Raw genomic sequence first — 25,882 nt, forward strand, 5'->3', positions numbered from 1 at the left:
GCTCTGTGAGTCATGGTCCTGGCGTGGATACGCGATCATGAACACAATCAAGAAACTAGCCGGAAAAAAAATCGCGGTACTGGCGGCGGACGGGTTCGAACAGGCGGAGCTCGACACGCCCGTGGCGGCCCTCGCCGAATGCGGCGCCGAGGTGACGCTCGTGTCCCTGCGGCGCGGACGCATACGGGGCATGCACATGCACCAGCCCGGCGATCTCGCGCGCGTCGACAAGACCATCGACGAGGCGCAGGCGTCGGACTACGACGGGCTGTTCATTCCCGGCGGCTACGTCAGCCCGGACATCCTGCGGCAGTCGGCCCAGGCGCGCGCGTTCGTGCGGCAATTCGATGCGGCGGGCAAGCCGATCGCCCTGCTGTCCCAGGCGCCGCTGATCCTCGTGTCGGCCGGACTCGCGACCGGCCGCACGCTGACATCATGGCCCGGGGTGCGCGACGACGTCGTCAACGCGGGCGCCACGTGGCTGAACCAGGAAGTGGTGCGCGACGCGCACGTGTTGACGAGCCGGGGCACGCAGGACGTGGCCGCGTTCGTGCAGGCGCTGATCCCGTGTTACGCCGGTGAGCCCGCGGCGACAGTGAACGGGCCCGGCATGTCCTCCGACCCGCCGCAGGAAAAGCCGCTGGAGCAACCGAACCAGTCGCTGCGCTGGCTCGCGGCGCCGTCGTTCGGCACGATGCTCAGTCTGGCATTACTGGGGGTGGGTGTCGTGGCCGCGCAACGCGTCCGGAACAAGCACGCGGCGGCCGAACCGCAGGAGATCAGTGCTCGCGCACCAGATTGAATTGCCGGGCCTGCCGCTTGTAGTCGGCGACGGCCTGCCGGATATACCGGGTCAGCGCATCCCCTGTGAGCGCCAGCGGATACAGCCCGATCTGCGACCGCATCCGCGCGAATTCGGGCGCGGACTCGACGCGGTCGAAGGCCTGGACCCAGCGGCGGTAATCGGCGTCGGAAACGTCCGGTCCCATCCATACGCCGCGGATCACCGGCCAGACCACGTCGAAGCCCTGCTCGCGCGCCGTCGGCACGGCGGCCATCGCACCCGGAAGGCGCTTTTCGGACAGTACGGCCAGCACCCGCGCCTTGCCGGAAGCCGTATAAATACTCGTTTCCGAGACGTCGCTCGAGACCACCTGGACATAGCCGGCCTGCATCGCGACGAATTCCTCGCCGCCGCCTTCCAGCGCGACGAAGCGCAGCTGGCGCGGTTCGACCCCGGCCTGGCGCGCCAGCAGCGCCATCTTCATCCAGTCCTGGCTGCCGATGGTGCCGGACATGCCGATCACGACCTTCTCCGGGTCGCGCCGCAGCGCGTTCATCAGGTCGTGCAGCGTATGGTAAGGCGAGTCGGCGGGCACGGCGATGACGCCGTAATCGACGCCGAGCCCGGCGACCCAGCGGACGTCGTCGGCGTTGGCCTTGCCGAACTTGCCCTGGGCGAGGTTCAGCAACGACCCGCCGGAAAACGCGACGATGGTATCCGGTTCGCCGCGGCGCTGCGACACGATCGTGTGCCACGCCACCGCGCCGATCCCGCCCGGCATATAGCGCAGTTTCAGTTTCGGGCTGTCTGCCTTGCTCTGCAGGGCTTTCTGGGCCAGCTTGCAGGTCAGATCCATCGCGCCGCCCGGCTTCGACGGGACGACGCATTCGGCCTCGGCCGGCTGCCGCGCCACGGCGGGCGCCGAGGCGGGAAGTGCAGCGAGCAGCGGGAAGATGATGCGGAGTGCTTTCATGGGCCCCATCATACTCGCGGGCTCGCTTTCATCGGTGGACGGCTCAGTGCAGTTGCGACATCAGCAACAAGGTCAGCGTGACGGTGATGGCGCCGCCGATCCGCGTGGCGATCTGTGCGAACGGCATCAGCTGCATGCGCTCGGCCGCGGTGAGGATCGCGACGTCGCCCGTGCCGCCCTGGCCGCTGTGGCACGCGTTGATGATGGCCGCTTCGATCGGATACATGTTCATCTTGCGGCCGACAAAGAAGCCGGTGGCGATCAGGCTGGCGACCGTCGAGACGATGACGACGAGGTTGACCACGTTGAACGCTGCGACGAGTTTGTCCCACGGGGTCATCGACGCGCCGATCGCGAACAGCAGCGGATACGTGACGGCGGTGGAAAAGAATTTGTAGACGATGTACGAGCTTTGCTGCAGCTGCGGCGACACGAGGCGCGACAGCTTGAACATCACGGCCACGAACAGCATCGCGACGGGCGCCGGGAAATCGAACAGGCGGAAGCACATCATGCCGACCATGTACAGCGAGATGGACGTGATGCCGGCCGCCGCGATATTGCCGATGTCGAACTGGCCCGAGAACGTTTCCGTCTGCGGCTGCAGGTCGCCGTCTTCCGTCGGCTGCAGGCGGCCGTTGCCGGTCAGGTGCGGACGCTTCTTGCCGAGCGCATTCAGCATGCCGGACAGCAGGATCGCGGTCAGGCTGCCCAGCATCACGGGCGGCAGGACTTCGGCGAACACGTGGCCCTGTTCCTGGCCGAGGATGCCCCCATAACCGATCGACAGCGGAATCGCGCCTTCACCGACGCCGCCGGCCATGATCGGGGCGACGAGGTAGAAGAACGTGTGGTACGGCCCGAGGCCCAGCAACGTGCCGACGGCGGTGCCGACGGCGCCCGCCACGACGGAGCCGATGGCCAGCGGCACGAAAATCTTCACGAAGCCTTTGATGAGCACGTTGCGGTCCATGCTCAGGATGCTGCCCACGATGATGGACGAAATGAACAGGTACAGGAAGTTGGTCGACTTGGTGAAATCGACGACGTTCTTCAGGACCGGCGCCGGCAGCAGCTTGCTGAACGCCAGGTAGGACGGGATGAAGGTGGCAAAAATCGCGGCCGCGCCGATGTTGCGGAAGTACGGCAGGCGCTTGCCCAGCTCCGCGCACGAAAAACCGCCGACGGTCAGGATCGCGATCGACACGCAGATATCGTTCGGCACCTTGCCGGTGGTGACGAAGCCGGCAATCAATGCCAGCAGCAGCAGATAGACCGGCAGCGGCACGATGCCGATGCGGGCCCGTGCGATTTGCCGGCAGATGCCCGCGAAGGAAGTGCCGGCCGGCTTGTCGTCGGCGCGTGCCGGGGTGTAGGTCGTCGTTGTCGTATTCATATGTGCTCCTCTTTCTTGGCCCAGGCGGCATTCCGTTGGTAGTTATGGAATGCGGTGATACGGATGATCAGCCTGGTGAATGGAGCCCACTATAGCGACGCAACCCTTCAATTAGCTTTCAGCGTGTTGCGGCATAATGACGGGTTTTCTTCGCCTGGATGAGGCCATGTTCCCACCCGTTTCCCTCGACGTCAGCACCGCCATCAAGACCCTCGTGCTGACGCTCGACCTGCTGGGCACGTTCGTGTTCGCGCTCTCCGGCGCCGTCGCCGGCGTGCGCCGCCGCCTCGACCTGTTCGGCGTGCTGGTGCTGTCGTTCGTCGCCGCCAACTCGGGCGGCATCGTGCGCGACGTCCTGATCGGCGCCACGCCGCCGGCGGCCATCCGCGACTGGCGCTACCTGGCCGCCTCCCTGCTGGCCGGCGTGTGGATCTTCTTCTGGTACCCGAGCATCAGGCGCCTGCGCAGCCCGGTGCTGATCTTCGACGCCGCGGGCCTCGCCCTGTTCTGCGTGGCCGGCGCCCAGAAAGCGCTCGTGTTCGGCCTGTCCCCCGTCGCGGCGGCGCTGCTCGGCATGCTGACGGGCGTCGGCGGCGGCGTCGCGCGCGACGTGCTGCTGTCCGAGATTCCGGCCGTGCTGCGCTCCGACATCTACGCGGTCGCCGCACTGGCGGGCGCCGCCGTGATGGTGACGGGCGACGCGCTGGGCGTGCCCGGCACCGTCAGCGCCTGCGCGGGCGCGGCCCTGTGCTTCGGGCTGCGCCTGGCGGCCATCAAGCTGGACTGGCACCTGCCGGTGGCGCACTTGCCGCGGCAGGCGGCCGACGATGCCGCGGCGGCGAAGCGGCGCGACGGGCGCTGAACCGCTACTCCATTGGACGGCCCGGCGCCGACGCCTCCCGGCTGCGCCGGGCCGCCAGCGCCTGCTCCAGCTTCGGGTCGCGCCCGTAGATATCCGCCGCGAAGCGCGCACTGCCGTCGCTGTCCACGATGGCGGTGGCGTAGAACATCACGACGGGAATCGGATGGGCCAGATCGACGTGCCGCGTCGGTCCGGGCTGCAGCTCGTCCTGGATGGCGTCGGCGTTCCACCGGCGCTGCCGGCCGAGCACGTACTGGGCCAGCGCGGCCGGATGCTCGACGCGGATGCAGCCGTGCGACAGGTCGCGCCGGCTGCGCTCGAACAGCTCGTGCGCCGGGGTCGAGTGCAGATAGATGTCCATCGGGTTGGGCATCGCGAACTTGATCGCCCCCAGCGAGTTCGTCGGACCCGGGCGCTGGCGCACGCGCGCCCGGCCCGCCTTCAGGTCGGCCACGCCGGCCCCCGGCGGCACCGTCTCCATGTCGTGCCGCTTGAGGTACGCAGGATCGCGTTCGAGCTTCGGCAGGATCTCCTTGTCCAGAATGCTGCGCGGGACGTTCCAGTACGGGTTGAATTCGAGGTAACGCATCTGGCCGACGAACAGCGGGGTTTCGGTCCTGATCGCGCTGCCGACCACGACCCGCATCTCGAGCGGCGCCTCCGCGCTGCCGGTGCTCGTCGCCCACAGGCGGTAGGCCGGCAGGTCGACGACGATCAACGGACCGGGCCCGAAATCCGGCAGCCAGCGCAGGCGTTCGAGCGTCAGCTCGAGCTGGCGCACGCGCGTGGCGAGCGGCACGTTCAGCGCGGCGATGGTGCCACGGCCCAGCACGCCGTCATCCGTCAGGCCGTGACGGGCCTGGAACCGGCGGACGCCCTCTTCCATCCGCTCCCCGTAGATGCCGTCGGGGGGCGGTGGCGTATCGGCCGGCAGGTCGCCCAGCAGCACCAGGCGCTCGAACAGCGGCTGCGCGGCCGGGTAGGCGCCGCCGGGCGCGACCTTGGCTGGCGGCGCCGGCAGCGCCGGATACGGCTGCCGGGACAAAGCGCGGTACGATGCCAGCGCCGCCTTGACCTGCGCATATTGCTGCAAAGCTGGCTCGGCGGCCTGCACCGCGGCCTGCAGCTTGCCGCCCGCGAGCCCGGCACGCAGGCGCTCGACCGGATCGTATTGCCGCAGGCGCGTGTCGAGCGCGCGCGCATGGTATTCGGACCGCACGCGGCCGACGCGCAGGTCGGCCAGGTAGCGCAGCATGGCCGCCGTGAGCGCGACGTCGAACCGCGCCATGTCCGCTTGACCGGCGCGCAGTTGCCGCTCCAGGGCGTCGGCCCCGTAGTCGAGCGGGTCCAGGCCCTGCAGCGTGGCCCGGCGCAGCACCCACAACGCGGCCGCGGCCGTCGCCGGATTCCAGGCGGGCGCGTACTTGCGCGGGGCGTAAAACCGTTCGAGCCAGCCGCGTCCGTCGTACGGCCCCGCGGGGAGCGCGGGCGACTGCGCGGCCTGGACGGCCAGGGCATGGATGGCGGCGGGGATGGGCTGGGCGAGGGTCGGGCGGGGAACGAGGGCCGCGGCTGCACAGAACGCAAGCGCGGCACCGATTTTCTGGCTGGGCGTCATTGATGCTTTCGAACGGCGGCAACCTTGCGTTGCCGAGCCGCATCATACTCTTCGGGCATGGCGCTGCCCAGCCGCGCACGATTGAAATGACTGATCCATCAATTGGTATTTCTTCACCGCCTTGCGCCGGCATCCCGGCGGCCGCCCGGCCGCGGGCGACGGCAAGTCCCGAGGCTTCACGCCGTGGCTGGCTGACGGGCCGCTCAAGCCGTCAAGGGCCGGATCGAGACGCTCCACCGCTCGGGATAATGCAATGTCCTGACAGGTAGGCCGGCACTCATCCCATCTCCGCATCAGGCTGGCCCGCACTGCCCGCGGTGAGCTCGCCCGCGCCCGCCCACACGATTTCCAGTTCCATGTTGATCGAGCGCGCCAGCCCGTCCAGGTCGGGGAACAGGGTCGCATTCGTGATATTCATCCGGTACAGCGCCTTCATCGCCTCCTCGCGAACCGTGAACGGCAGGACGATCTTCTTCAGCAGCGTGGCCGGGTCATCGTAGTGGCGCAGGATGTCGTCCAGGGTCTTGTCCAGCATGCCCGGCACCACCAGGGTTCCGGACTGCGCCACCAGACGCCGGTCCATTTCGGTGGGTTCCCCCGTCCAGATGACCGCATTCGTGTTCGGCAGGAAGATCCGGGCGAAATTGTCCGCCTGGCGCGGATCGATGCTGTCGCGGTCCATATGCCTTTGCGTGCGCGGGACCGCCCGCCACAGGCGCGGCGTGTTCAGTGCATAGACGGCGGCGTCGCCGACCGCGCGTTCCAGCGCGAAGAACACCGCGACGAACGGCGACTTGGTGAAGTCGAGCAGGCGCGTCGGCGCGCCGTGGTGCTGCATCAGCGCCAGGCAGCGCAGCGCGTTGCCCAGCACGCCGGGATCGCTGAGGTAGTTATGCGCCTTGCGCTGGAAGATGCGGATCGCCCTCTGCTCGCGTGCGCGCCAGCTGGCGCGGTCGGGGACATAGGCGTTCAGGTAGCGCGACAGGGATGTGAGCAGCGGCCAGGCGGCGTCCTGCTGGCCACGGAACGCCCAGCCGTCGAGCTCGGCGCTGAGCGACATGAACTCGTTCCATGTGGTCACGCGTACTTCGTCCATTGGTGTCTTTTCCGGTAACTCAGGCGGCCAGGCGTTTTTGCCACAAGCTTACCACCGGCGTCGCAGGGCCGGCGTCCCCGTCGAGCCGGAAGGTGCTGACCAGTTGCGCGAGGTGGAACGCGCGGTCCTGCAGGGCCTGCGCCGCCGCCGCCGCCTGCTCCACCAGCGCGGCATTCTGCTGGGTGCTCGCATCCATCTGCAGTACCGCCGCATTCACCTGGCCCAGGCCACTGCTCTGCTCGGCGCTGGCGGCCGCGATCTCGCTCATCGTCGCGGCCACCTCGGCGACGCTGCCCACCACGCCCCGCATCGTGGCGCCGGCCTGCCGCGCCAGCTCGCCGCCGCTGTCCACGCTGGCGCGCGACGCCTCGACCAGGCGCTTGATGTCCTGCGCGGCCGCGCCGGCGCGCTGGGCCAGCGTGCGCACCTCGCCGGCCACCACCGCGAAGCCGCGGCCCAATTCGCCCGCGCGCGCCGCTTCCACCGAAGCGTTCAACGCCAGGATATTCGTCTGGAAGGCGATGCCGTCGATGACCCCCGTGATATCGGCGATCCGGCGCGACGAGGCGTCGATCGCCGCCATGGTCTGCACCACGCGCTCGACGACCGCGCTGCTGTCGACGGCAATGCCGCTCGCTTCGCGGGCGCGGCCGCGCGCGGCGTCGGCGTGCGCGGCATTGCGGCTGACCGTGGCGCTCAATTCTTCCATGGTGGACGCCGTTTCCTCCAGGGCGCCGGCCTGCTGCTCGGTGCGTTCCGACAGATCCATATTCCCTCGCGCGATCTCGCGCGCCGCGTCGGCGATCGCGTCGGTGCCGCTGCGGACCTCGCCCACGATCCTGCGCAGGCCGCCGTTCATCTCCTTCAGCGCCTGCATCAACTGGCCCACCTCGCCGCGCGCGCCCACGTCGATCTCGCTGCTCAGGTCGCCGCCGGCAACGCGGCGCGCCACCCGCACCGCCTGGCGCAGCGGCACCGTGATCGAGCGCGTGATCCAGACACCGAAACCGACCGCCAGCACGCACGCCAGGCCCGCCAGCAGCACGATCTGCAGGCGCTTCTGCCGATACAGCCCGGCCGCGTCGCGCCCGCTCTGTTCCATCAGTTTGCCGCCGCCGGCCAGGAAGCCCTTCATGCGCCCGACATACGCCAGCTGGTCCTCGCGCAGGCTGGTCATCAGGAGCGTGGACGCATCGACCGTGCCGCCGCTGGCGGCCAGCTCGAGGAAGCGCGCCTGTCCCTGCTGGTATTTCGCGCGCAAGGCCATGACCTCGCGGTAGGCCTTGCGGCCGGCTTCGCTGGACACCATGCCGCCCAGCTTCTGCAGGCCGGCCGCGATCTTCCGCTCGCCCGCCCCGACCTCCGCCGTTTCCCGTTTCAGCACGTCCGGCCGGTCGGCCAGCAGCATGTTGCGCATCGCGATCGCATTCTCGTCCAGTTGCAGCAGCAACTCGGTGGCGAGCACCACTTGCGGATAACGGTCGTCGACGATCTGCGCCGTCGCCTGGTTCAGGGCGGCCAGGCTCTGGAGCGCGATGGCGACGATGCCGGCCAACAGGCCGATGACGATGGCGAAACCGAGGCCGAGGCGCGCGCCGATCTTGAGATTGCTGAACATGGGATTTTGCGTGGTCGTGGTCGGTAGGAAGTCAGAACAGGTGGTGCAGGCCGATGGTCGTCACCAGCTGCTTGTCGTCGGACGACGCCCCCGTGTAGTTCTGGAAAGCGAATTTCGCCGCACCGCCCGCCTTCTGGTAGGCGGCCTGGACGTAGAACTCGGTGCGCTTGGAGAACGCAAGCACGTGGCTGACGCTGACCTGGTTGTAGCGCGCCCCCTCCAGGCGGGTATGCGTGTAGCCGAAGTTGAGGGTGGTGCGCGGACCGTAGCGCCAGGCCGCCCCGAGGTCGGCATTCTTCTGCGTGAAGCCGGGCGCCGCCGGCATGGCGACCCGGCTCTGGGTGTAGAGCGCGTTCATGCGCCAGTCGCCGACCGTGTAGCCGGCGCCGCCCGCCCACGTGGTCAGGCTGTCGAACACGGTGGTCGCGTTGCCCCGGCCCAGAGTGGCCAGGTACGCCCCGGCGTAACCGGCGGCGCGGTTGTTCTGGCGGCTGTACGCCAGGACCATGCGCAGCGGCCCCTGGGCGTAGTTGGCGCCCGCGCTCAGGTTGCGGTTGCGGCTGGCGTCGCCCGGCTGCTCGCCCAGCCCGGCCATCGCGCTGACCGTCAAGCCGTCGAATGCCGGCGAGGTATAGCGCACCGCATTGTTGAACTGGTAGGTGTTGGCCAGCGTGTCCAGGTTCCCCGGGTGAAACAGGTAGAAGTTCGTCAGCTGGAATCCGTTGCTCAGCTTGCCCGCATAGTCGAACACGATGTCCGGCATGTTCCCCAGCGTGACAGTGCCCAGGCTGCCCTGCAGGCCGACCGTGGCGTTGCGGTTGAACAGGCGGCCCGCATTGACCTGGTTGCCGGTGTCGGTGGCAAAGCCGGCTTCGAGCTGGAACAGGGCTTTCATGCCGCCGCCCAGGTCTTCCGTGCCGCGGAAGCCGATGCGGTCCGGCTGCATCGTCCCCTGGTCGAGGCGGGTCACGGCGCCGCCGGCCAGATTGTTGATGTAGGCCACGCCCGCGTCCAGGCTGCCGTAGACCGTGACGTTGCTCTGGGCCTGGGCGCTCGCCGCGGCAACGCTCCCGAGCGCGGCGACGGCGGCCATGATGGACAGATGCGATTTCATATGAACTCCCCTATTGTTTTGGCGGCGGATACCGCGTTTCATGGATAAAACGGCGTTTCAGATGTGATTTGGGCGCAAAAAAAACCGGACCAGCGGTCAGGTTCTTCTTGCGGGTTTGGCGCCGGGCGCGGCGTCTCCTTCCCCGCCCGGCGCGCAGCGTTACAGGTCGAGCACCAGGCGCCGTCCCTTGCAGCCGGACACGCAGACCATCATCGTCTTGCCGGACTCGCGCTCGGCCTTGGTCAGCACCCCGTCGCGATGGTCCGGCACGCCGTCCACGACCCGGGTCTCGCACGAGCCGCACACGCCTTCGCGGCAGCTGTGGTCGACATCGACCCCGGCTTCGAGCAGCGCGTCCAGCAGCGACTTGCCGGTCGGGACGAGCACCATCTTCTGCGAGCGCGCCAGATGGCACTCGTAATCGCTGCCCTGCGCCGCGACCACCGGCTCGGCCGGGGCGAAGCGCTCGATGTGCACGTTCGGCAGGCCCAGCGCTTCGCACGTCCGCTCGAAGGCGCCCAGCATCGGCGTCGGGCCGCAGCAATAAAAGTGCGCACTGCCGGGTTTGGCGGTCAGGTAGGCGCGCAGGTCCGGCGGGCCGCCCGCTTCGTCGTCGAAGTGGGTCTGCACGCCGTCCGCGCCGAGCAGGCCCTCGACGAAGGCCGCTTCGGCGCGGCTGCGCGCGCAGTACAGCAGCTCCACCGACTTGCCCAGGCGGCGCAGCTCGTTCAACATGCCGTAGATCGGCGTGATGCCGATGCCGCCCGCGATCAGGACCGTGTGCGCCGCCGTCTCGTCCAGCGGGAAGTTGTTGCGCGGCGCGCCGATCGTGATCGTGGCGCCGACCCGCAGCTGCTCGTGCACGTAGCGCGAACCGCCGCGGCTGTTCTTATCGTGCAGCACGCCGATGACGTAGCGGTGGCGCTCCTGCGGCGAATTCCACAGCGAGTAGCTGCGCACCACGCCGTTCGGCAAGTGCAGGTCGATATGGGCGCCGGCGGCGAAAGCGGGCAGTTCGGCGCCCTGCGGCGACACCAGCTCGACGCTGACGATGCCGTTGGCTTCGAAACGCATCGCCTGCACGCGCACGACGATCTGTTGGCTGTTGCTCATGGCATGACTCCGGTATTCAGGCGGCGGTTTCGGCCGCGGCTATCTGCGCCTTGGCCAGGGCGCGCAGGTGGCGGCGCAGGCGCACGATGCCCATGTCGTGCTGGTACAGCATTTCGCGCTGGTTGGCGTCCGGCTCCATCGCTTCCAGGATCACGCGGTCCTGCTCCAGCACCTGCCAGTGGCGCGCCTCCAGGCGGTTCTTGTACAGGAAGCGCCAGGTATCGCGCTGCCAGCCCTCGACCTTGCGCACGCGCCAGAAGAACACGGCGGTGGCGCCCTCTTCCATCGGCGCGTAGCCGCCGATGATGATGAAGTTGCCGCCGGGGCCGCCGGTCTTCGGATACGGGATCTCGAGGCGCATCCACTGGATGCCGGTCTCGCCGTACTCGGTCCAGTCGAAATTCACGCCGCGCTGGCCTTCCTTCTCGAACACGAAGCCGGTCTCGGTATCGCGCACGCGGAAGGCGGCCGTCGATTCGCCCTCGGCCATCGAATGCGACTGCTTGTGCAGGAAGGTGCCGTGCATCGGGTCGAGCACGTTGTCCAGCACGTAGCGGTAGTCGCCCTCCCACTCGGCGTAGCACAGGAAGTGCGCGTAGGCGGGATCGGTCAGCTCGGGCGGCAGGTTCAGCGGCGGCGCGTCGGCCACGTCCTTGCTGGCGTTGTAGAGGAAGATCGCGCCGGCCGCTTCCTTGACGTGGAACGAGCGCGTCGCCTTGGCGCCTTCGAGCTTGCAGCCCGGGCTGCCCGGGACGCTGGTCACGACGCCGTCGAAGCGTATCTGCACGCCGTGGTAGCCGCAGGCGATGCGGTCGCCCAGCACGATGCCGAGCGAAAGCGGCGCGCCGCGGTGCGGGCAGTGGTCTTCCAGCGCGTGCAGCGTGCCGTCGGCTTCGCGCCACAGGACGAATTTCCTGCCCAGGCGGCGCAGCGACACGGGTTTGTCGGCAACGAAGCCGGACGGGCAGATCGGGTACCACAGGTCTTTCAGGCCGGCTGCGAGGACGGCGTCGACGGGATCATTGGCTACGGTGCGCATCATGTGTCCTTTCGGGTTCAGCATTCGGAGGCCAGGCGCGCGATCTCGGCCTGGTAGTTTTGTTCGGTCCAAGCGGCGCCGCCCGGATAGTTCGGGCCGGTGCGGTTCAGGTGCGCCACCAGGGCGGACAGCTCGGTGATGCCGGCCGCGAAAGCGCGTTCGATCGAATCGCCCAGCAGGTCTTCCCACGAAGTCGGTTCACGGCGGCGGGTCTGGTGGACGGTCAGGTAGCGTTGTTGGTGCATGATGTTCTCCTCTCAGTTCTCGAAAACTGTCAGTTCTTGCTTTTCTCGGTCAGAAACTTGCCTTCGGGCGCCTTGGCGTGGCGCTGGCGGCGCGTATGGCCATCCAGCCCGCCGTCGATCGCCCATTCGGCGAACACGGTCGGTCCCGGCTCGAATTCGCGCGCTTCCCACGCTTCGTCGAGCTGGTCCTCGTCGGCGTAGTACTCGATCAGGCCGCCGGCCGGATTGCGGAAGTACCAGAAATAGGCCGACGAGATCGGGTGCCGGCCCGGGCCCAGTTGCGTGTCCCAGCCCTGGCGCGACACGTGCATGCCGCCGCCGAACACTTCGTGGATGTCGCGCACCGTGAAGGCCACGTGGTTCAGGCCCGCCTTGCGGTCCGGCGTCTGCAGCAGGAACAGGTCATGGTGCCCGCCCACGTTGGCGCAGCGCAGGAACGCGCCGCGGCCCGGGTAACGGTCGGAGGGCACGAAGCCGAAGTGGCTGCAATAAAAGTCCTCGCAGGCCTTCACGTCCTTCACGAAGAACACGACATGGCCCACCTCGATCGGCTCGGCGCGCTCGTAGGACGGACTGCGCGCGTTCTTGCGCGGGTGGTGCGACCAGGTGTTCATCTGCGCGCACTCGACGTCGACGTCGTGCTTGCGGCTGACCTGGAAGCGCACCGCCAGCCCGTTCGGGTCGGTGCAGCCGATACGGTCCCCCTCGTCCACCGGGTCCGGCAGCGCGCGCACGATGGCGCGGAAGCGCTCCAGCACCTCGGCGGACGACAGCCCCCACACGACTTCGCGCAGGGTCGGCCCCGCCTCGATCGCCGGCGGCAGCGCCGGATCGTCGGAGCGCCGCACGATGACGCGGCAGGCATTCATGGTTTCGAACACCAGCGCGCTGTCGCTGTCGTCGACCAGCTTCAGGCCCCAGTCGAGGAAGAAGGTCTTGCAGCCGGCGAGGTCGTCCGCGCCGTAGGTGATTTCGTCGATACCCAGTACGTCCATCATTGCGCTCCCTGCGCCCACGGCAGCGGCATGTCGTTCATGCCCCAGTAGACGCTTTTCTGTTCCATGTATTGCAGGATCCCGAGGCGGCCCTTCTCGCGGCCGAGGCCGCTGTCGCGCCAGCCGCCGAACGGGGTCGAGATCGAGAACTGCTTGTAGGTGTTGATCCACACGTTCCCGGCCTGCACCGCGCGCGCATAGCGCCATGCCTTCTTATAGTCGCGGGTCCAGATGCCGGCCGCCAGCGCGTACACGCTGTCGTTGGCCTGGGCGATCAGGTCGGCCTCGTCGGCGAACGGCATCGCCACCAGCACCGGCCCGAAGATCTCTTCCTGGCAGATGCGCATGTCGTTGCGCACGTCCTCGATGATGGTCGGCAGGTAGTAGTTGCCCTTCTCGAACTGCGCGCCCGGCGGACGCATGCCGCCGGTGCGCAGGCGCCCGCCTTCGGCCACGCCCAGCGCCACGTACGACTCGATGCTGTCGCGATGGCGCGCCGTGATGAGCGGGCCGAGCTGGGTACGTTCGTCGGCCGGGTCGCCGACGCGCAGCGCGGCGGCGCCCTGCGCCAGGCGCTCCATGAAGCTGTCGTAGATGCCGTGCGCCACGAACAGGCGCGAACCGGCGATGCACGATTCGCCCGAGGAGCTGAAGATCCCGTACAGCACGCCCGCGACGGCGTGGTCGATATCGGCGTCGTCGAACACGATGGTCGGCGACTTGCCGCCCAGTTCCAGCGACACCGGCATCATCTTGTCGGCCGCGATGTGCGCGATGTGTTTGCCGGTGCTGGTGCCGCCGGTGAACGACACGCGCCGCACCAGCGGATGCACGGTGATGGCGTCGCCGATCACCGAGCCCTTGCCCGGCAGGACGCTGACCAGGCCTTTCGGCACGCCGGCCTGTTCGCAGATCCTGGCCAGTTCCAGGGCCAGCAGCGGCGTCACCTCGGCCGGTTTCACGACCACGGCATTGCCGGCCGCGAGCGCCGGCGCCAGCTTCTGCGCCTCGCTGGCGATCGGCGAGTTCCAGGGCGTGATCGCCGCCACGACGCCCATCGGCTCGTACACGCTCATGGTCAGGTTGTCGCCGCGCGCCGGGGTGATGGTTTCTTCCAGGGTCTCGCAGGCGGCGGCGAAGAACTGGAAGGTGGCGGCCGCGCTGGCCACCAGGTTGCGCGTTTCCGTGATCGGCTTGCCGTTGTCGAGGCGCTGCAGCTGGGCCAGTTCCTCGGCGCGCTCGCGGATCAGGCTTGCCACCTTGTACAGCACCGCCGCGCGCTCGTGCGGCTTGCGCTGGGCCCAGCCGCTGGTGCGGAAGGCATGGTCGGCGCCGGTGATCGCTTCTTCGACGTCGGCCAGGCTGGCGGCGTTCAGATAGGCGACCGGCTCGCCCGTGGCCGGGTACAGGGTGGCGTAGCGGTCGCCGCCGCCCCGGCGCCAGGTGCCCGCGACGAGAATGTCCAGGGTCGCGGTGGAATCGAATGGTGTGTTCATGATGGTCTCAGATCGACAGTGCGTGTGCGCGGTTGTTCAGGGCGCGCACGACACTGAACACGGTGAGTGCGGACGTCTTCGGATTGGCCGCCAGCGGCTTGCCGCGCATGGTCAGCTCGAAGTTGCCGAAGGCGCCGTTGGCTTCCACGTGATGCACGTTCTCGGTGGCGTGCGGGTCGGCCAGCAGGCGCACCACGGTGCGGTCCAGGCCGAGACCGGCCAGCGACAGGGTGGCGGCGACGTTGGCGTTCTTCGGATACAGGCGGGCCGCCTCGCGCGCCGAGCCTTCGAAGATCACCACCGGCCCGGTCAGCGCATCCAGGTCGTAGGCCTGCTCGGCGGGCGTGTCCTTCCAGGCGCCGGCCGGCTTGCGGCCGGTGTACACGACCGAATCGAGACCGCCGATGCGCGCCGCGGCCAGGGCGTCGATCGCCCCGATCGCGCCCGACAGCAGCTGCACCTGGGTCTTGCCGCGCTGCGCGGCCAGCTCGAGCTTCTCGGCCAGGCCTTCTTCGGACAGCGCGCCCACCGACACCACCATGCACGGGATCCCGCTTTCCAGCGCCGGGATGATGTGCTCCTGGATGGCGCGGTGGCCCGCGCATTCGACCAGGAGATCGGGCCGGGAGCCGTTCAGGGCCACGCCGACCTTCGCCTGGGGCGCCAGGCGGCGCACGGTGGCGCCGGCGCTGTCCAGGGCGTTTTCCGGCACGACGACGAGATCGAACACGACTTCCGGATCGCTCTTGAGCAGCTCCATGACGCCGACGCCGATCGCGCCGCAGCCAATCATCGATACATGCAACATGGGATTCTCCTCAGGCGGTGACGGCGGCGACGGGCTGGACCGCCTTGACCGGCGGACCGGCGAACGCCGTCTTGAAGCTGCCGATCGACAGCATGTCGATCTCCAGCAGGAAGGGTCCCGGCTCGGCGAGGGCACGCCCCAGCGCGTCCTTGACGTCGAGCAGGCTGGACACGCGGGCATGACGCAGTTGCAGCGCCTGCGCCAGCACCGCGTAGTCCGGCGTATGCAGGTCGACATAGTGGCGCCGGCCGCCATACTGCACGTCCTGGATGTTCTTGATCACGCCGTAGCCCTTGTCGTTCATCAGCACGATGACCATGTCGGCCCGCTCCTGCACCGCGGTGGCGAGTTCGCCCAGGTTCAGGATGAAACCGCCGTCGCCGGCCAGGCAGAAGGTCTTCTTGCCGGACCCGGTCACGGCCGCGCCCACGGCCGCGCCGATGCCCATCGCCAGGCCCTGGCCGATGCCGCCGCCGAGGGCGTGCACGCCGGCCAGCGGGTCGAAGATGCGCAGGTAGCGGTTGCCCCAGGTCGAGTTCGAGACCGTGACGTCGCGCACCCAGTTGAAGCTGCGCCCGGCGGCCGCCTGCAGCTTGTCGACCAGGGCGCTGTACGGACCGAGGCCGTCGACCAGGCCGGCGACGGCGCTGTCGCGCGCCTGTTGCAGGTCGCCGATGAAGTCCGGGTCGATCTTCATCATGCCTTCCAGGCGGTCGGCCAGGCCCGCCAGCGCCAGTTCGGCGTCGCCGCAGACGAAGTAGTCGCTCTTGTAGCAGCGGCCTTCGGCGGCCGGGTCGGCATCGATGCGGTACAGGGGCCGCGGCAGCTTCAGTTCGTACTTCAGGGTCTCGTTGCCGCGCAGGCGCGAGCCGACGACCACCATCGCGTCGCAGCCCTGGTAGAACTGCTCGACCGGCTTGTGCAGGTTGAAGGCGCCCAGCGATTGCGGGTGGTCTTCCGGCACCACGCCGCGGCCCTGGGTGGTGGTGACCACGCCGAAGCCCATGTCCAGCAGGCGCTGGACCTGCTTCGAGGCGCCACGGCTGCCGCCGCCCAGCCACAACATCGGACGCTTCGCCATGGCGAGTCGCCGGGCGAGTTCGTCGAGCGCGTCCTCGGACGGCGCGTTGCGCGGGACCGGCAGCGGGCGCAGGTCGGCCGGCGCGTCGATCAGCGCGGCCTGGATATCGATCGGGATCTCGACGCTGACGGGGCCCATCGGCGGAGTCAGCGCGATCTGCACGGCCAGCTTCACGGTGCTCAGCGCCGTGTCCACGCTGCGGATGCGGAACGCGGTCTTCGAAACGGCCTTCAGCATCGTGAGCTGGTCCGGGGCCTCGTGGATGTACGACAGGCTCTGGTCCAGGTAGGGGGTTTCGATCTGGCCCGTCAGGTGCAGCAGCGGCGTGCCGGCGGTCAGCGCTTCGACCATGGCGCCGGCCGCGTTGCCGGCGGCGGTACCGGTGCTCGTCAGGCAGACGCCCAGGCGGCTCGTGGTGCGGGCATAGGCGTCGGCCATGTTGGCGCCGCCCGCTTCGCCGCGCGCCGGCACGAAGCGGATCCGGCCGCGCTCGCCGAACGCATCGAGGATCGGCATGTTGTGGATCGAGATGACGCCGAACGCCGCTTTCACGCCGCACTGCTCGAGGAAGGCTGCGATGGCGCAGCCGACGGTGATTTTTTCAGAATTAAACATGACGGGAAAGTCCTCCGGAGACATCGATATGGCTACCTGTGGTGTACGAGGAAAGCGGCGAGGCCAGGAACAGGATGGCGCGCGCTGCTTCCTCGGGAAGGCCGAGACGGCCCAGCTGGATCTGTTTTTTGCGCGCCAGGTTGCGGCTCCACTGGGCCCAGTCCAGGTCGCGTTCGTCGGCGGGACGGACATCGAAGCGGCGCCGCCATTGGCCCGATTCGACCAGGCCGATCAGGATGCCGTTGACGCGCACCCGGCTCGGCGCGAATTCGGTGGCCAGCGAGCGCACCAGGTTGTGCACGCCGGCGCGGGCGGCCGACGTGGCGACCATGTGGGGCTCCGGCTGCACGGCCAGCAGCGAGTTCACGCACACGATCGCGGCGTCCTCCCGGCTTTGCAGCTGCGCCAGGAAGGCGCGGGTCGGCCGCAGGATCGAGAAGAACTTGAGTTGCAGCTCTTCCAGCCAGGCCGCGTCGCTGGTGTCGGCGAAGGTCGACACCCGCCCCTGGCCGGCGTTGTTGACCAGGATGGACGCGGCGCCCAGCTCGGTCTCGACGCGGGCGGCGAACGCGGCCACCTGGTCGGCGTCGAGCACGTCGCAGCGCTGGGCCAGCAGGCGCGCGGCGGGGAAGCGCTGGCGCAGTTGCGCCACGGCGCCCTCGAGGCGCTCGGCATCGCGGCCGCACAGGGCCACGTCGGCGCCCGCTTCGAGCAGCAGTTCGACGGTCGCGTAGCCGATGCCGGACGAACCGCCGGTCACCACGGCCACGCGGCCTGTCAGGTCAGTCATGCGCATGATCGGCCCTCCTCAACGCTGCCACAGGTTGACGACCTGGGCGCCCTGCGCCGGCGTGTGATCCAGCAGGCGCGAGAGCTCGTCGGCCGTGCCGCGCACCCGGGCCACCACGTCGTCGAGCTTGTCGGCGGCGATGCGCGGTTCGGGAATCGTGGCACCGAGGGCCGCCACCACCTTGCCGCTGTGGTCGCGCACCGGGGCCGCCACGGTCGAAATGCCGCGCTCGAAGAAGCCTTCTTCGAGCACATAGCCGCGCTCGCGGTCGCGCTGCACCAGGTTGAACAGGTCCAGCACGGTCTGCGGGGTGTTGTCGGTGTAGGACTTCAGGTGCTCTTCCGGATACAGCTCGCGCAGTTGCGGCAGGGTCATGTCCATCAGCAGTACGCGGCCCAGCACGGTCGCATGCACCGGCAGGCGGGTGCCGACGTTGACGGTGCTGGTGAACGGCGCCGCCATCGTCGACTTGGCCACGTAGATGATCGAGCGGCCGTCGCGCACCACCAGGTTGGTCGAGTAATGGATCTCGTCGCGCAGGCGCTCTAGCAGCGGCCGGCCGATCTCGGTCAACTCCAGCGAGGCCAGGTATTCGAAGCCGAGACGCAGCACGGCCATGCCGAGGCGATAGTCGCGGCCGCCCGGATTGCGCTCGACGAAGCCCATCCGCTCCAGCGTGGTCAGGAGGCGGAACACGGTGGAACGCGGCACATCCAGGCGCTTGGCCAGCTCCGGGGCCGACAGATTCTGTTCGTGCCGGCTGAATTCGCACAGCAGGCGCAGGCCGCGCTCGAGTCCGGGCACGGTGTATTTGTCGGCGCCGTCGTCGTCGGCTTGTTCAGGCTTGTTGTTCATAATGGTCTCGTGATGTGTTGTCAGTTCAGGATGGCGTGGGCGACCGCTTCCGGCTGCTCCACGTGGCAGGCATGGCCGGCATCCGGGATCAGGCCGAACGGGAAGCCGTACAGGCGCGCCACGCCGCAGCTGTCGTCGGGTGTCGTCACCGGATCGAGCGCGCCGCACCACACCTTAGCCGGCACGGTCTGCACCGCGGGATGCGCATGGTTCTCGATCGCGTCGCCGCACAGCAGGTACACCGCCTGGGTGTAGCCGGCCGGGTTCAGCTGGGCCATGTTCCAGCGCACCCAATCGCGCTGGACCGGCGTGGCGCCGGCCGACAGCAGACGCGCCGAGCGCAGCGTGGCCATACCGTGGATCCCGAGCTCCCCCAGGGCCGACAGGCGCTCGCGTTCCACTTGCGTGCCCTGCGCCAGGCGCGCCCGCACGCCGTAGCCGCGCGCCGGGCTGAGCAGCACCAGCTTGTCCAGCGAACCGGGCCAGGTGCCCGCATACGCCGCCGCCATCAGCGCGCCGAGCGAGTGGCCGACCAGGGTGAAGCGCGCGATGCCGAGCCCCCGCACCAGTTGGCGCAGGCGCGCCGCATAGGCGCGGGCATCGGGACGGGTACCGGGCAGCATGGTCGACTTGCCGTAGCCCGGCGCGTTCCAGGCGATCACCCGGGCGCCGGGGACGCTGCGCGACAAGGCCTGCGCGCAGGCGAGCCACGTCGCGGCACCGGAACCGATCCCGTGCAGCAGCACGAACACCTGGCGGCCCGCCGGCGGCGCGTCCGTACCGGCGACCAGCTCGCGGTAGCACACGACGCCGCCGTCGACGGCGATGGTGCGTTCCGGGAACAGCCGGTCCAGCTCCAGCAAGGCGGTTCGCAGGCCGTCCGCTTCCGGTGCGATGGCGTGGTTCATGGTCATCAGCCCCGTTTGATCCTGGCCAGCGGATGGTCCGGCGGATAGGTCGGCGTGATCGGCTTTTGCGCGCCGAGCATCACGCACATCAGCGCGTCCTCCTCGCCGATGTTGATCTCTTCGCGGTACACGCCGGGCGGGATGGACACGACGTCGCGGTCGGTCAGGATGGTTTCATAACGCTCGCCATCCTTTTCCAGGACCAGCTTCAGCTTGCCGCGCAGGACGAAGAACACTTCCTCGACGTCCACGTGCACGTGGGGCGGGCCTTCGTGCCCGGCCGGGATGATCATGGTCGAGAACGTGAAGTGCTCGGACGGGATCACGCTGCTGTCGTTGGCCACGCCGGTGCCGCCGGTGCCGATGTAGCGCATCTGCGCGCGGCGATATTTCGGGTCGTAGTCGGCCTGGAACTTCAGGGCGTTCCAGTCGTAGCGGCGGGTCGAGAAGCGCGCGATGCGCGTATCCATCCACGCCGCGAAGCTGGCGCCTTCGGGCTGGTCCCAGCTGCGCTTGATCTGCTGTTGTTCGGTCAAGTCGTTCATTATTCAGCTCCTGTTAATCAATTCATGACAAAGCCGCCGTTCACGGCGAGGGTCTGGCCGGTGACGAAGCGCGACAGTCCGGACAGGGCGAACAGCACGGCGCCGGTGACGTCCTCGGGAACCTGCAGGCGCTGCAGTGCGCGTCCGTCCTGGTAGGTCTGGTAGCGCTGGGCCGGCACGTATTCGGTCGCTTCGACCTTCGTCAGGCCGGGCGCGATCGCGTTCACGGTGATGTCGTGCGCGCCTTCCTCGCGGGCCAGCGAGCGGGTCATGGCGATGATGGCGCCCTTGCTGGCGACGTAGGCGAGCAGGTTCGGCGCGCCCCACAGCGGCGTATCCGACGCCAGGTTGACGATCGCGCCCCGGCCCGACGCGCGCAGCGCCGGCAGGCAGGCGTTGGTCATCAGCCAGGTGCCGCGCACGTTCACGTCCATCACCTTGTCCCACAGCGCGATGTCGATCTGGCCGGAAGCGCGGCCGCCGGAATTGGTGATGGCGGCGTTGTTCACCAGGCCATCGAGCCCGTCCAGCCAGCCGGTGGCGGCCGCGGCGCAGGTGTCGATCGACACCGGATCGGCCATGTCGAGCGCGAAGCCGTTCACGTCCAGGCCCTGTCGGCGCAGGCTGGCGACGCTGTCCGCCAGCGCATCCTGCAGGATGTCGGCCATGGCGACCTTGGCGCCGGCGGCGGCGATGGCGGCGGCGAAGGCCAGGCCCAGGCCGCGGGCGGCGCCGGTGACGAGCACCTTGCGGCCGGCCAGCAGTTGAGAAGTGTTTTCCATGATCGCTTCCTTCTTATTTGGTGCTGGTGGCGGCGCGCGGCAGGTAGTGCAGGACGCGGCGCTCGGCCCACACGACGGCGGCATAGGTCAGGATGCCGGTCAGGGTCAGTGCGGTGATCGCGACGAACACGGCGGCGGTGTTGCCCTGCCCTTCGCCGTCGACCAGCAGGAAGCCCAGGCCCTTGTTGCCGCCGACCAGTTCACCCACCGTGACGCCGATGACCGCCAGCGTCGACGCGATGCGCAGGCCGGAGAACAGGGCCGGCAACGCCGAGCGGAATTCGACCAGGCAGAAGATCTGCCAGCGGGTGGCGTTCAGCGTGCGCACGAGGTTGACCATGTCCGGATCGACGGTGCGGATCGCCGACAGCACGTTGATCATCACCGGGAAGAACACGATCAGCACGGCGACGAGGATCTTCGGATAGACGGTGTAGCCGAGCCACATCACGAACAGCGGCGCGAACGCCACCTTCGGCGCGATCTGCAGCGCCAGGATGTAGGGCGAGAGCATCGCTTCGGCACGCGGCGACAGGCCCAGCGCCACGCCGACGGCGAGGCCGAGCAGCGAGCCGAGGCCGAAGCCGGCCACCACTTCCAGCGCGGTGACGCCGAAGTGGCTGAGCAGGTCGCTGTTGTGCCACATGAAGCCGGCTTCCTGCACCACCCGGGAAAAGCGCGGCAGGATGAACTCGGGCATCCGCAGCAGGCCCGGGCCCCATTCCCAGGCGGCCAGGAACAGGGCCAGCACCAGCAGGCTGCCGGCCACCGTGTAGGCCTTTTCGCGCAGCGCCGGATTTGCCTTGCGCGGCGTGTCCACGCCCGGCGAGGCGATCGTCGTGGCCGTATTCATTTGGCACCTGCCGCGACGAACTGGTTGGTGTACAGGTCATTGACGGCCGACGCCTTGCTGACGATGCCTTCGCTAACGTAGAACTTCTGCACGTTTTCCATGCGCGCCGGATCGATATGACCGAGCGGCTTCTGGTTGGCGTACACATACTTGCGGTACATGTTCAAGGTCTTCTCGACGCTCGCTTCCTTGCCCCGGTAGGACGGGACGGCGGCCACATAGGCGGCGGTCGCGCCTTTCGGATCGTTCATGATGTCTTCCATGCCGCGCAGCGTCGCGCGCACCAGGCGCTTGAGCAGGTCGGGCTTGTTCCGGATGGTGTCGTCGGAAGCCAGGATGGCCTGGGCCATGCTCTTGAAGCCATTGGTCTCGATGATGTCGACCTTGGCGCCGGCATCGGTGGCGCTGACGATCCAGTCGGGCACGCCGGCCATCGCCTGCGACTTGCCCGCCGCGAAGACCTGCCAGACGCCCGATGGACCGGCAGCCTCGATCTCCGCATCGTTCTTGCCCAGGTCGATGGTCTTCAGGTTGCCCAGCAACGCGTAATAGGTGGTGTCGGTGTAGGACATCACGGTGATGGTCTTGCCCTTCAGGTCCGCGAGCGACTTGATGCCGCCGTTCTGGTGCACGCCGACCATGGTCAGCGAACCGGCGCCCAGCACCGCGATCGCCTTGACCGGCACGCCGTTGGCGCGCACGATGATCGGCGTGTCGCCGATCGCGCCGCCGATCACGGCGTTCCCCGAGCCGATCTGCTTGGCGACGTCGACGCCGCCGCGGGCGGCGACGAACGTGACCTTCAGGTTCTCCGCGGCGTAGTAACCCTTCTGCTGCGCCACCATCCAAGGGGCGAAGGCCAGCGTATTCGGCGGCGCCGGCAGCAGGTAGGTGACTTCTTCCACCGCCGCCAGCGCCGGGGTGGACACCCCCACCGCGAGGGCCGCCGCACAGCCGACGGCGGCGAGGATTGTATGCATGCTCATGTTGACTCCCAATAATCGTAGGTTGGTGCTGCCTTGATCAATGCAGTTCGGCTTCCTGGTCCTTGCCGACTTTCAGCAGTTCCATCAGGCGCCCCGCCAGGGGACCGATTTCAGGCAGCTTGCGGCGCTGGAACGGGTCATCGCGGTACGGCAAGTCGACCACGATCTCTTCGATGATCGTGCCCGGCCGTTCGCTCATCACCAGCAGGCGGTCCGACAGCGCGATGCCCTCGATCAGGTCGTGGGTGATGAACAGCGCTGTCTTCTTTTTCTCGTACAGCATCTTGGCCAGGTCCTGCTGCAGGATCATCTTGGTCTGGGCGTCCAGGGCCGAAAACGGCTCGTCGAGCAGCAGCACCTGCGGGTCCACGGCCAGCGTGCGCGCCAGCGCCGCGCGCTGGCGCATGCCGCCGGACAGCTGGAACGGATAATGGTCTTCGAAGCCCTTCAGGTGGCACTTAGCGAGCAGCTCGCCGGCCACGCGCCGGCGCTCCGCCGGATTGACGCCATCGATCTCCAGGCCCAGCGCGACGTTGTCGCGGATCGTGCGCCAGGGCATCAGGAGGTCCTTCTGCAGCATGAACGCGACCTTGCGCACCGGTTTGGTGACGAGTTCGCCGCCGACGTAGACCTCGCCCGCGCTGGGCAGATAGAGGCCGGCGCCCATGTTCAGCAACGTGCTCTTGCCGCAGCCCGACGGACCGATGATGGACACCACTTCGCCGCTGCGAATCGCGATGTCGACGTTGGTAACCGCCGCCCGCGGTTGAGAAGTTTGCCGGTCGATGAAACTCTTGCCGACTTTGCGGAATTCGATTTCGATCATATGTCTCTCACAGTCCTCGGCGCATTTGCGCCCCGTTTTGTCTCACTTATGAAACAACGGTTCATATATGAATAAACCAGTGAGTGAAATATAGCAGACATTTTGGGCTTTGCTAGCCCCTCGTTTCAAATAAAAATTCACGTTTTATATATGAGACATATTGCCTGCTTATCGGGTGTTTGTGTTGCATCAAGGAACAAAAACGGCGCGCTTTGGCCAAATTGGTCCCGTCATCGCCGGACGCGCAGTGAATATCGTTGACGTCCCGGAGCGGGCTGTGTAAAGTTCGGACTCAATATTCATATATATGACTAGATAACGACATGAATTTTGCACGGAGACATGACGAACGCCTGCCGCTGTACCAGCGCTTGCGGGACGAACTGAGCGAACGGATCGCCGCCCAGCAGTGGCGGCCGGGCGAGGCGATTCCGACCGAAGCCGAACTGGTCAGAGAGTTTTCCGCGTCGATCGGCACGGTCCGCAAGGCGATCGATATGCTGGTCGCCGAGGGCGCACTCGAACGCTTCCAGGGCCGCGGGACGTTCGTGCGGCGCGCCCGCTTCGATTCCTCCCTGTTCCGTTTCTTCCGCTTCCAGAAAGAGAGCGGCGCGCGCCAGGTCCCGGAGGGCCGCATCCTGCGGCGCGAGGTGATGCCTGCGCCGTCGGCCGTCGCGTCCGCCTTACGTCTCGCGCCGGGTGCGGAAGTCATCCACCTGACGCGTTTGCGGCTGCTCGACGGCAAACCGCTGCTCGCGGAGTCGATCTGGCTGCCGAAAGAGAAATTCGCGCCCTTGCTCGACATCGACACCCATGAATTCGGCGACCTGCTGTATCCCCTGTACGAGGAACGTTGCGGCCAGGTGATCGCGGCGGCCGAAGAAGACCTGACCGCCGAGGCCGTGGACGACGTGCATGCGCGCCTGCTGCAATTGACGCCGGGCGCGCCGGTCATCGTGATCGAGCGCGTGGCGCTCGGCTATGACCGCCAGCCGCTGGAGTGGCGCCGCTCGCGCGGCCCCGCCGAGCAGTTCCGCTATCACGTAGAAATCCGCTGAATGAACGACGGGCTCCGGCCCGTCCTCTCCCACTAGAGGCCAGCCCGGCGACGGGCGGGAATGGCCCGCTTTTACCTATCCATTTCGAAGCAGAGGACGACAATGCATTCCACCACTCTCGAGACCGCGCAAGCCGTCTCGCAACTCGAACGCCAGACGATGCGCAAGGTCGCATGGCGCCTGCTGCCGATACTGATGATCGGCTATTTCATCGCCTTCATCGACCGGGTCAACGTCGGCTTTGCCGCGCTGCAGATGAACCATGCGATCGGCCTGAACGCCGCCGCGTTCGGGCTCGGCGGCGGCCTGTTCTACCTCACCTATGTCCTGTTCGAGATCCCGAGCAACCTGGCGATGCAGAAGGTCGGCGCCCGGCTGTGGATCGCCCGCATCATGGTGAGCTGGGGCCTCGTGTCCGCCGCGACCGCCTTCATTTCCGGCCCGTCGTCGTTCTACGCGATGCGGATCCTGCTCGGCGCGGCGGAAGCCGGCTTCTTCCCGGGCGTCATTCTGTACCTGACGCAGTGGTTTCCCGCCGCCTACCGCGCCCGCGTCATCGCGGTGTTCATGGTCGCCGTGCCCCTGTCGAGCTTCATCGGTTCGCCGCTGTCGGCCGCGCTGCTCCAGCTCGACGGCCTGTTCGGCCTGCAGGGCTGGCAGCTGATGTTCATCATCGAAGCCGTGCCGGCAATCCTGCTCGGCCTGGTCACGCCGTGGCTCCTCTCGAACACGCCCCGGGACGCCAAGTGGCTCGACACCGAGGAAAAGGCGTGGCTCACGCGCCAATTGGACGGCGAATATGCGGCCGCCGGGAAGGCTGCCGGCAGCCAGCCGCATGGCCGCCTGCGCGACATCCTGCTGAACCGCTACGTGCTCGCGGCGGCGCTGGTCTATGCCGGCGCGTCCGGCGCCAGCCAGTGCTTGTCGCTGTGGCAGCCGCAGATCATCAAGTCCTTCGGTCTCACCACGCTGGAAACCGGCTTGCTGAACTCGATTCCCTTCGGCGTCGCCGCCATCCTGATGCTGCTGTGGGGCAGACACTCGGACCGCACCAAGGAACGTGTCTGGCACAGCGGCCTGCCGCTGGCGGCCGTCGCGCTCAGCCTGACGCTGGTCGCCTTCACGCATGCTTCGCTCGGTTTGACGGTGGCCCTGCTGGTATTTGCCGTGACCGGCACCTATATCTTCAAGGGCCCGTTCTGGGCGCTGGCCAGCGAATGGATGCCGGGCGCCGCGGCCGCGGCCGGCATCGCCCAGGTCAATGCGGTCGGCAACCTGGCCGGTTTCGTCGGTTCCGCCATGCTCGGCGCCATCAAGGAAGCGACCGGCAGTTTCGCCCTCGCCCTGCTTCCCATCGCGCTGATCTCGGCGATCGGCTGCGTCGTGCTGTGGCTGCTCGCCCGCAAGCGCTGATCCGTCGACCCGC

General features: G+C 68.0%; 25 protein-coding genes. 4 read left to right on the forward strand and 21 right to left on the reverse strand.

From position 1 onward, the window contains the following. The first annotated feature begins 37 nt into the window (after nucleotides 1–37). On the forward strand, nucleotides 38–802 hold the full coding sequence (locus tag BVG12_RS09560; RefSeq protein ID WP_075792194.1) for a type 1 glutamine amidotransferase domain-containing protein: 765 nt from the start codon (nucleotides 38–40) through the stop codon (nucleotides 800–802). Here BVG12_RS09560 and BVG12_RS09565 read toward each other — a convergent pair. After that, entirely contained in the window at nucleotides 780–1,757 is a 978-nt protein-coding gene (locus tag BVG12_RS09565) for a Bug family tripartite tricarboxylate transporter substrate binding protein (RefSeq protein ID WP_075792195.1), read from the reverse strand. The genes BVG12_RS09560 and BVG12_RS09565 overlap by 23 nt on opposite strands. 43 nt (nucleotides 1,758–1,800) lie before the next feature. Continuing rightward, a complete protein-coding gene (locus BVG12_RS09570) occupies nucleotides 1,801–3,153 on the reverse strand; it encodes a 2-hydroxycarboxylate transporter family protein (protein WP_083684842.1) in 1,353 nt (450 codons plus the stop codon). 166 nt (nucleotides 3,154–3,319) lie between these two features. Here BVG12_RS09570 and BVG12_RS09575 point away from each other — a divergent pair, with 166 nt between their 5' ends. Next, the gene (locus BVG12_RS09575) at nucleotides 3,320–4,015 is read left to right on the forward strand and encodes a trimeric intracellular cation channel family protein (protein WP_075792196.1); all 696 of its coding nucleotides are present in this window, start codon (nucleotides 3,320–3,322) and stop codon (nucleotides 4,013–4,015) included. 4 nt (nucleotides 4,016–4,019) lie between these two features. Here the strand turns inward: BVG12_RS09575 and BVG12_RS09580 are convergent, their stop codons facing one another. The 19 genes from BVG12_RS09580 to BVG12_RS09670 form a co-directional block, all read right to left on the reverse strand. Beyond that, on the reverse strand, nucleotides 4,020–5,633 hold the full coding sequence (locus BVG12_RS09580) for a L,D-transpeptidase family protein (protein ID WP_083684845.1): 1,614 nt from the start codon (nucleotides 5,631–5,633) through the stop codon (nucleotides 4,020–4,022). Nucleotides 5,634–5,910: 277 nt separating this feature from the next. After that, nucleotides 5,911–6,729 (reverse strand): FRG domain-containing protein, encoded by an 819-nt coding sequence (locus BVG12_RS09585; protein ID WP_075792197.1) that lies wholly within the window; start codon nucleotides 6,727–6,729, stop codon nucleotides 5,911–5,913. 19 nt (nucleotides 6,730–6,748) lie between these two features. Further along, nucleotides 6,749–8,347 carry a methyl-accepting chemotaxis protein gene (locus tag BVG12_RS09590; protein ID WP_075792198.1) on the reverse strand — a complete coding sequence of 533 codons (1,599 nt, stop codon included), beginning with the start codon at nucleotides 8,345–8,347 and terminating at the stop codon, nucleotides 6,749–6,751. Nucleotides 8,348–8,378: 31 nt separating this feature from the next. Continuing rightward, a complete protein-coding gene (locus tag BVG12_RS09595) occupies nucleotides 8,379–9,461 on the reverse strand; it encodes a porin (protein WP_075792199.1) in 1,083 nt (360 codons plus the stop codon). 159 nt (nucleotides 9,462–9,620) lie between these two features. Beyond that, on the reverse strand, nucleotides 9,621–10,574 hold the full coding sequence (locus BVG12_RS09600) for a PDR/VanB family oxidoreductase (RefSeq protein WP_075792200.1): 954 nt from the start codon (nucleotides 10,572–10,574) through the stop codon (nucleotides 9,621–9,623). Nucleotides 10,575–10,590: 16 nt separating this feature from the next. Beyond that, nucleotides 10,591–11,613, reverse strand: coding sequence for a Rieske 2Fe-2S domain-containing protein (locus BVG12_RS09605; protein WP_075796283.1), 1,023 nt, complete (start codon nucleotides 11,611–11,613; stop codon nucleotides 10,591–10,593). 17 nt (nucleotides 11,614–11,630) lie between these two features. After that, the gene (locus tag BVG12_RS09610; protein ID WP_075792201.1) at nucleotides 11,631–11,858 is read right to left on the reverse strand and encodes a recombinase-like helix-turn-helix domain-containing protein; all 228 of its coding nucleotides are present in this window, start codon (nucleotides 11,856–11,858) and stop codon (nucleotides 11,631–11,633) included. 29 nt (nucleotides 11,859–11,887) lie between these two features. Beyond that, entirely contained in the window at nucleotides 11,888–12,856 is a 969-nt protein-coding gene (locus BVG12_RS09615) for a VOC family protein (protein ID WP_179966259.1), read from the reverse strand. Further along, complete coding sequence (locus BVG12_RS09620) at nucleotides 12,853–14,349, reverse strand: aldehyde dehydrogenase (RefSeq protein ID WP_075792202.1); 1,497 nt, start codon at nucleotides 14,347–14,349, stop codon at nucleotides 12,853–12,855. The genes BVG12_RS09615 and BVG12_RS09620 overlap by 4 nt, the downstream gene beginning before the upstream one ends. 7 nt (nucleotides 14,350–14,356) lie before the next feature. Then, complete coding sequence (locus BVG12_RS09625; protein ID WP_075792203.1) at nucleotides 14,357–15,157, reverse strand: aspartate dehydrogenase; 801 nt, start codon at nucleotides 15,155–15,157, stop codon at nucleotides 14,357–14,359. Between the two features lie 10 nt (nucleotides 15,158–15,167). Then, nucleotides 15,168–16,853 carry a thiamine pyrophosphate-binding protein gene (locus BVG12_RS09630; RefSeq protein ID WP_075792204.1) on the reverse strand — a complete coding sequence of 562 codons (1,686 nt, stop codon included), beginning with the start codon at nucleotides 16,851–16,853 and terminating at the stop codon, nucleotides 15,168–15,170. After that, nucleotides 16,846–17,649: an SDR family oxidoreductase gene (locus BVG12_RS09635; protein ID WP_075792205.1), complete on the reverse strand. Its 804-nt coding sequence runs from the start codon at nucleotides 17,647–17,649 to the stop codon at nucleotides 16,846–16,848. The genes BVG12_RS09630 and BVG12_RS09635 overlap by 8 nt, the downstream gene beginning before the upstream one ends. Nucleotides 17,650–17,661: 12 nt before the next feature. Further along, a complete protein-coding gene (locus BVG12_RS09640; RefSeq protein WP_075792206.1) occupies nucleotides 17,662–18,498 on the reverse strand; it encodes an IclR family transcriptional regulator in 837 nt (278 codons plus the stop codon). A 20-nt stretch (nucleotides 18,499–18,518) separates the two neighbouring features. After that, nucleotides 18,519–19,412 (reverse strand): alpha/beta fold hydrolase, encoded by an 894-nt coding sequence (locus BVG12_RS09645; protein WP_075792207.1) that lies wholly within the window; start codon nucleotides 19,410–19,412, stop codon nucleotides 18,519–18,521. Next, the gene (locus BVG12_RS09650) at nucleotides 19,412–19,951 is read right to left on the reverse strand and encodes a cupin domain-containing protein (protein WP_075792208.1); all 540 of its coding nucleotides are present in this window, start codon (nucleotides 19,949–19,951) and stop codon (nucleotides 19,412–19,414) included. The genes BVG12_RS09645 and BVG12_RS09650 overlap by 1 nt, the downstream gene beginning before the upstream one ends. Before the next feature lie 17 nt (nucleotides 19,952–19,968). Beyond that, the gene (locus tag BVG12_RS09655) at nucleotides 19,969–20,733 is read right to left on the reverse strand and encodes an SDR family oxidoreductase (protein ID WP_075792209.1); all 765 of its coding nucleotides are present in this window, start codon (nucleotides 20,731–20,733) and stop codon (nucleotides 19,969–19,971) included. A 13-nt stretch (nucleotides 20,734–20,746) separates the two neighbouring features. Beyond that, nucleotides 20,747–21,586: an ABC transporter permease gene (locus BVG12_RS09660; RefSeq protein WP_075792210.1), complete on the reverse strand. Its 840-nt coding sequence runs from the start codon at nucleotides 21,584–21,586 to the stop codon at nucleotides 20,747–20,749. After that, nucleotides 21,583–22,566 (reverse strand): ABC transporter substrate-binding protein, encoded by a 984-nt coding sequence (locus BVG12_RS09665; protein ID WP_083685685.1) that lies wholly within the window; start codon nucleotides 22,564–22,566, stop codon nucleotides 21,583–21,585. Before BVG12_RS09665 ends, BVG12_RS09660 begins: the two co-directional genes overlap by 4 nt. 43 nt (nucleotides 22,567–22,609) lie before the next feature. Next, nucleotides 22,610–23,398 carry an ABC transporter ATP-binding protein gene (locus tag BVG12_RS09670; protein WP_075792212.1) on the reverse strand — a complete coding sequence of 263 codons (789 nt, stop codon included), beginning with the start codon at nucleotides 23,396–23,398 and terminating at the stop codon, nucleotides 22,610–22,612. A gap of 323 nt (nucleotides 23,399–23,721) precedes the next feature. On the opposite strand from BVG12_RS09670, the gene BVG12_RS09675 reads away from it, so the two are divergent. Together BVG12_RS09675 and BVG12_RS09680 are read left to right on the forward strand one after the other, a co-directional pair. After that, entirely contained in the window at nucleotides 23,722–24,456 is a 735-nt protein-coding gene (locus tag BVG12_RS09675) for a GntR family transcriptional regulator (RefSeq protein WP_075792213.1), read from the forward strand. 102 nt (nucleotides 24,457–24,558) lie between these two features. Then, nucleotides 24,559–25,869: an MFS transporter gene (locus BVG12_RS09680; RefSeq protein ID WP_075792214.1), complete on the forward strand. Its 1,311-nt coding sequence runs from the start codon at nucleotides 24,559–24,561 to the stop codon at nucleotides 25,867–25,869. Nucleotides 25,870–25,882: the final 13 nt, after the last annotated feature.

The sequence above is a fragment of the Massilia putida genome (genome assembly GCF_001941825.1).
Lineage (GTDB): Bacteria > Pseudomonadota > Gammaproteobacteria > Burkholderiales > Burkholderiaceae_D > Telluria > Telluria putida.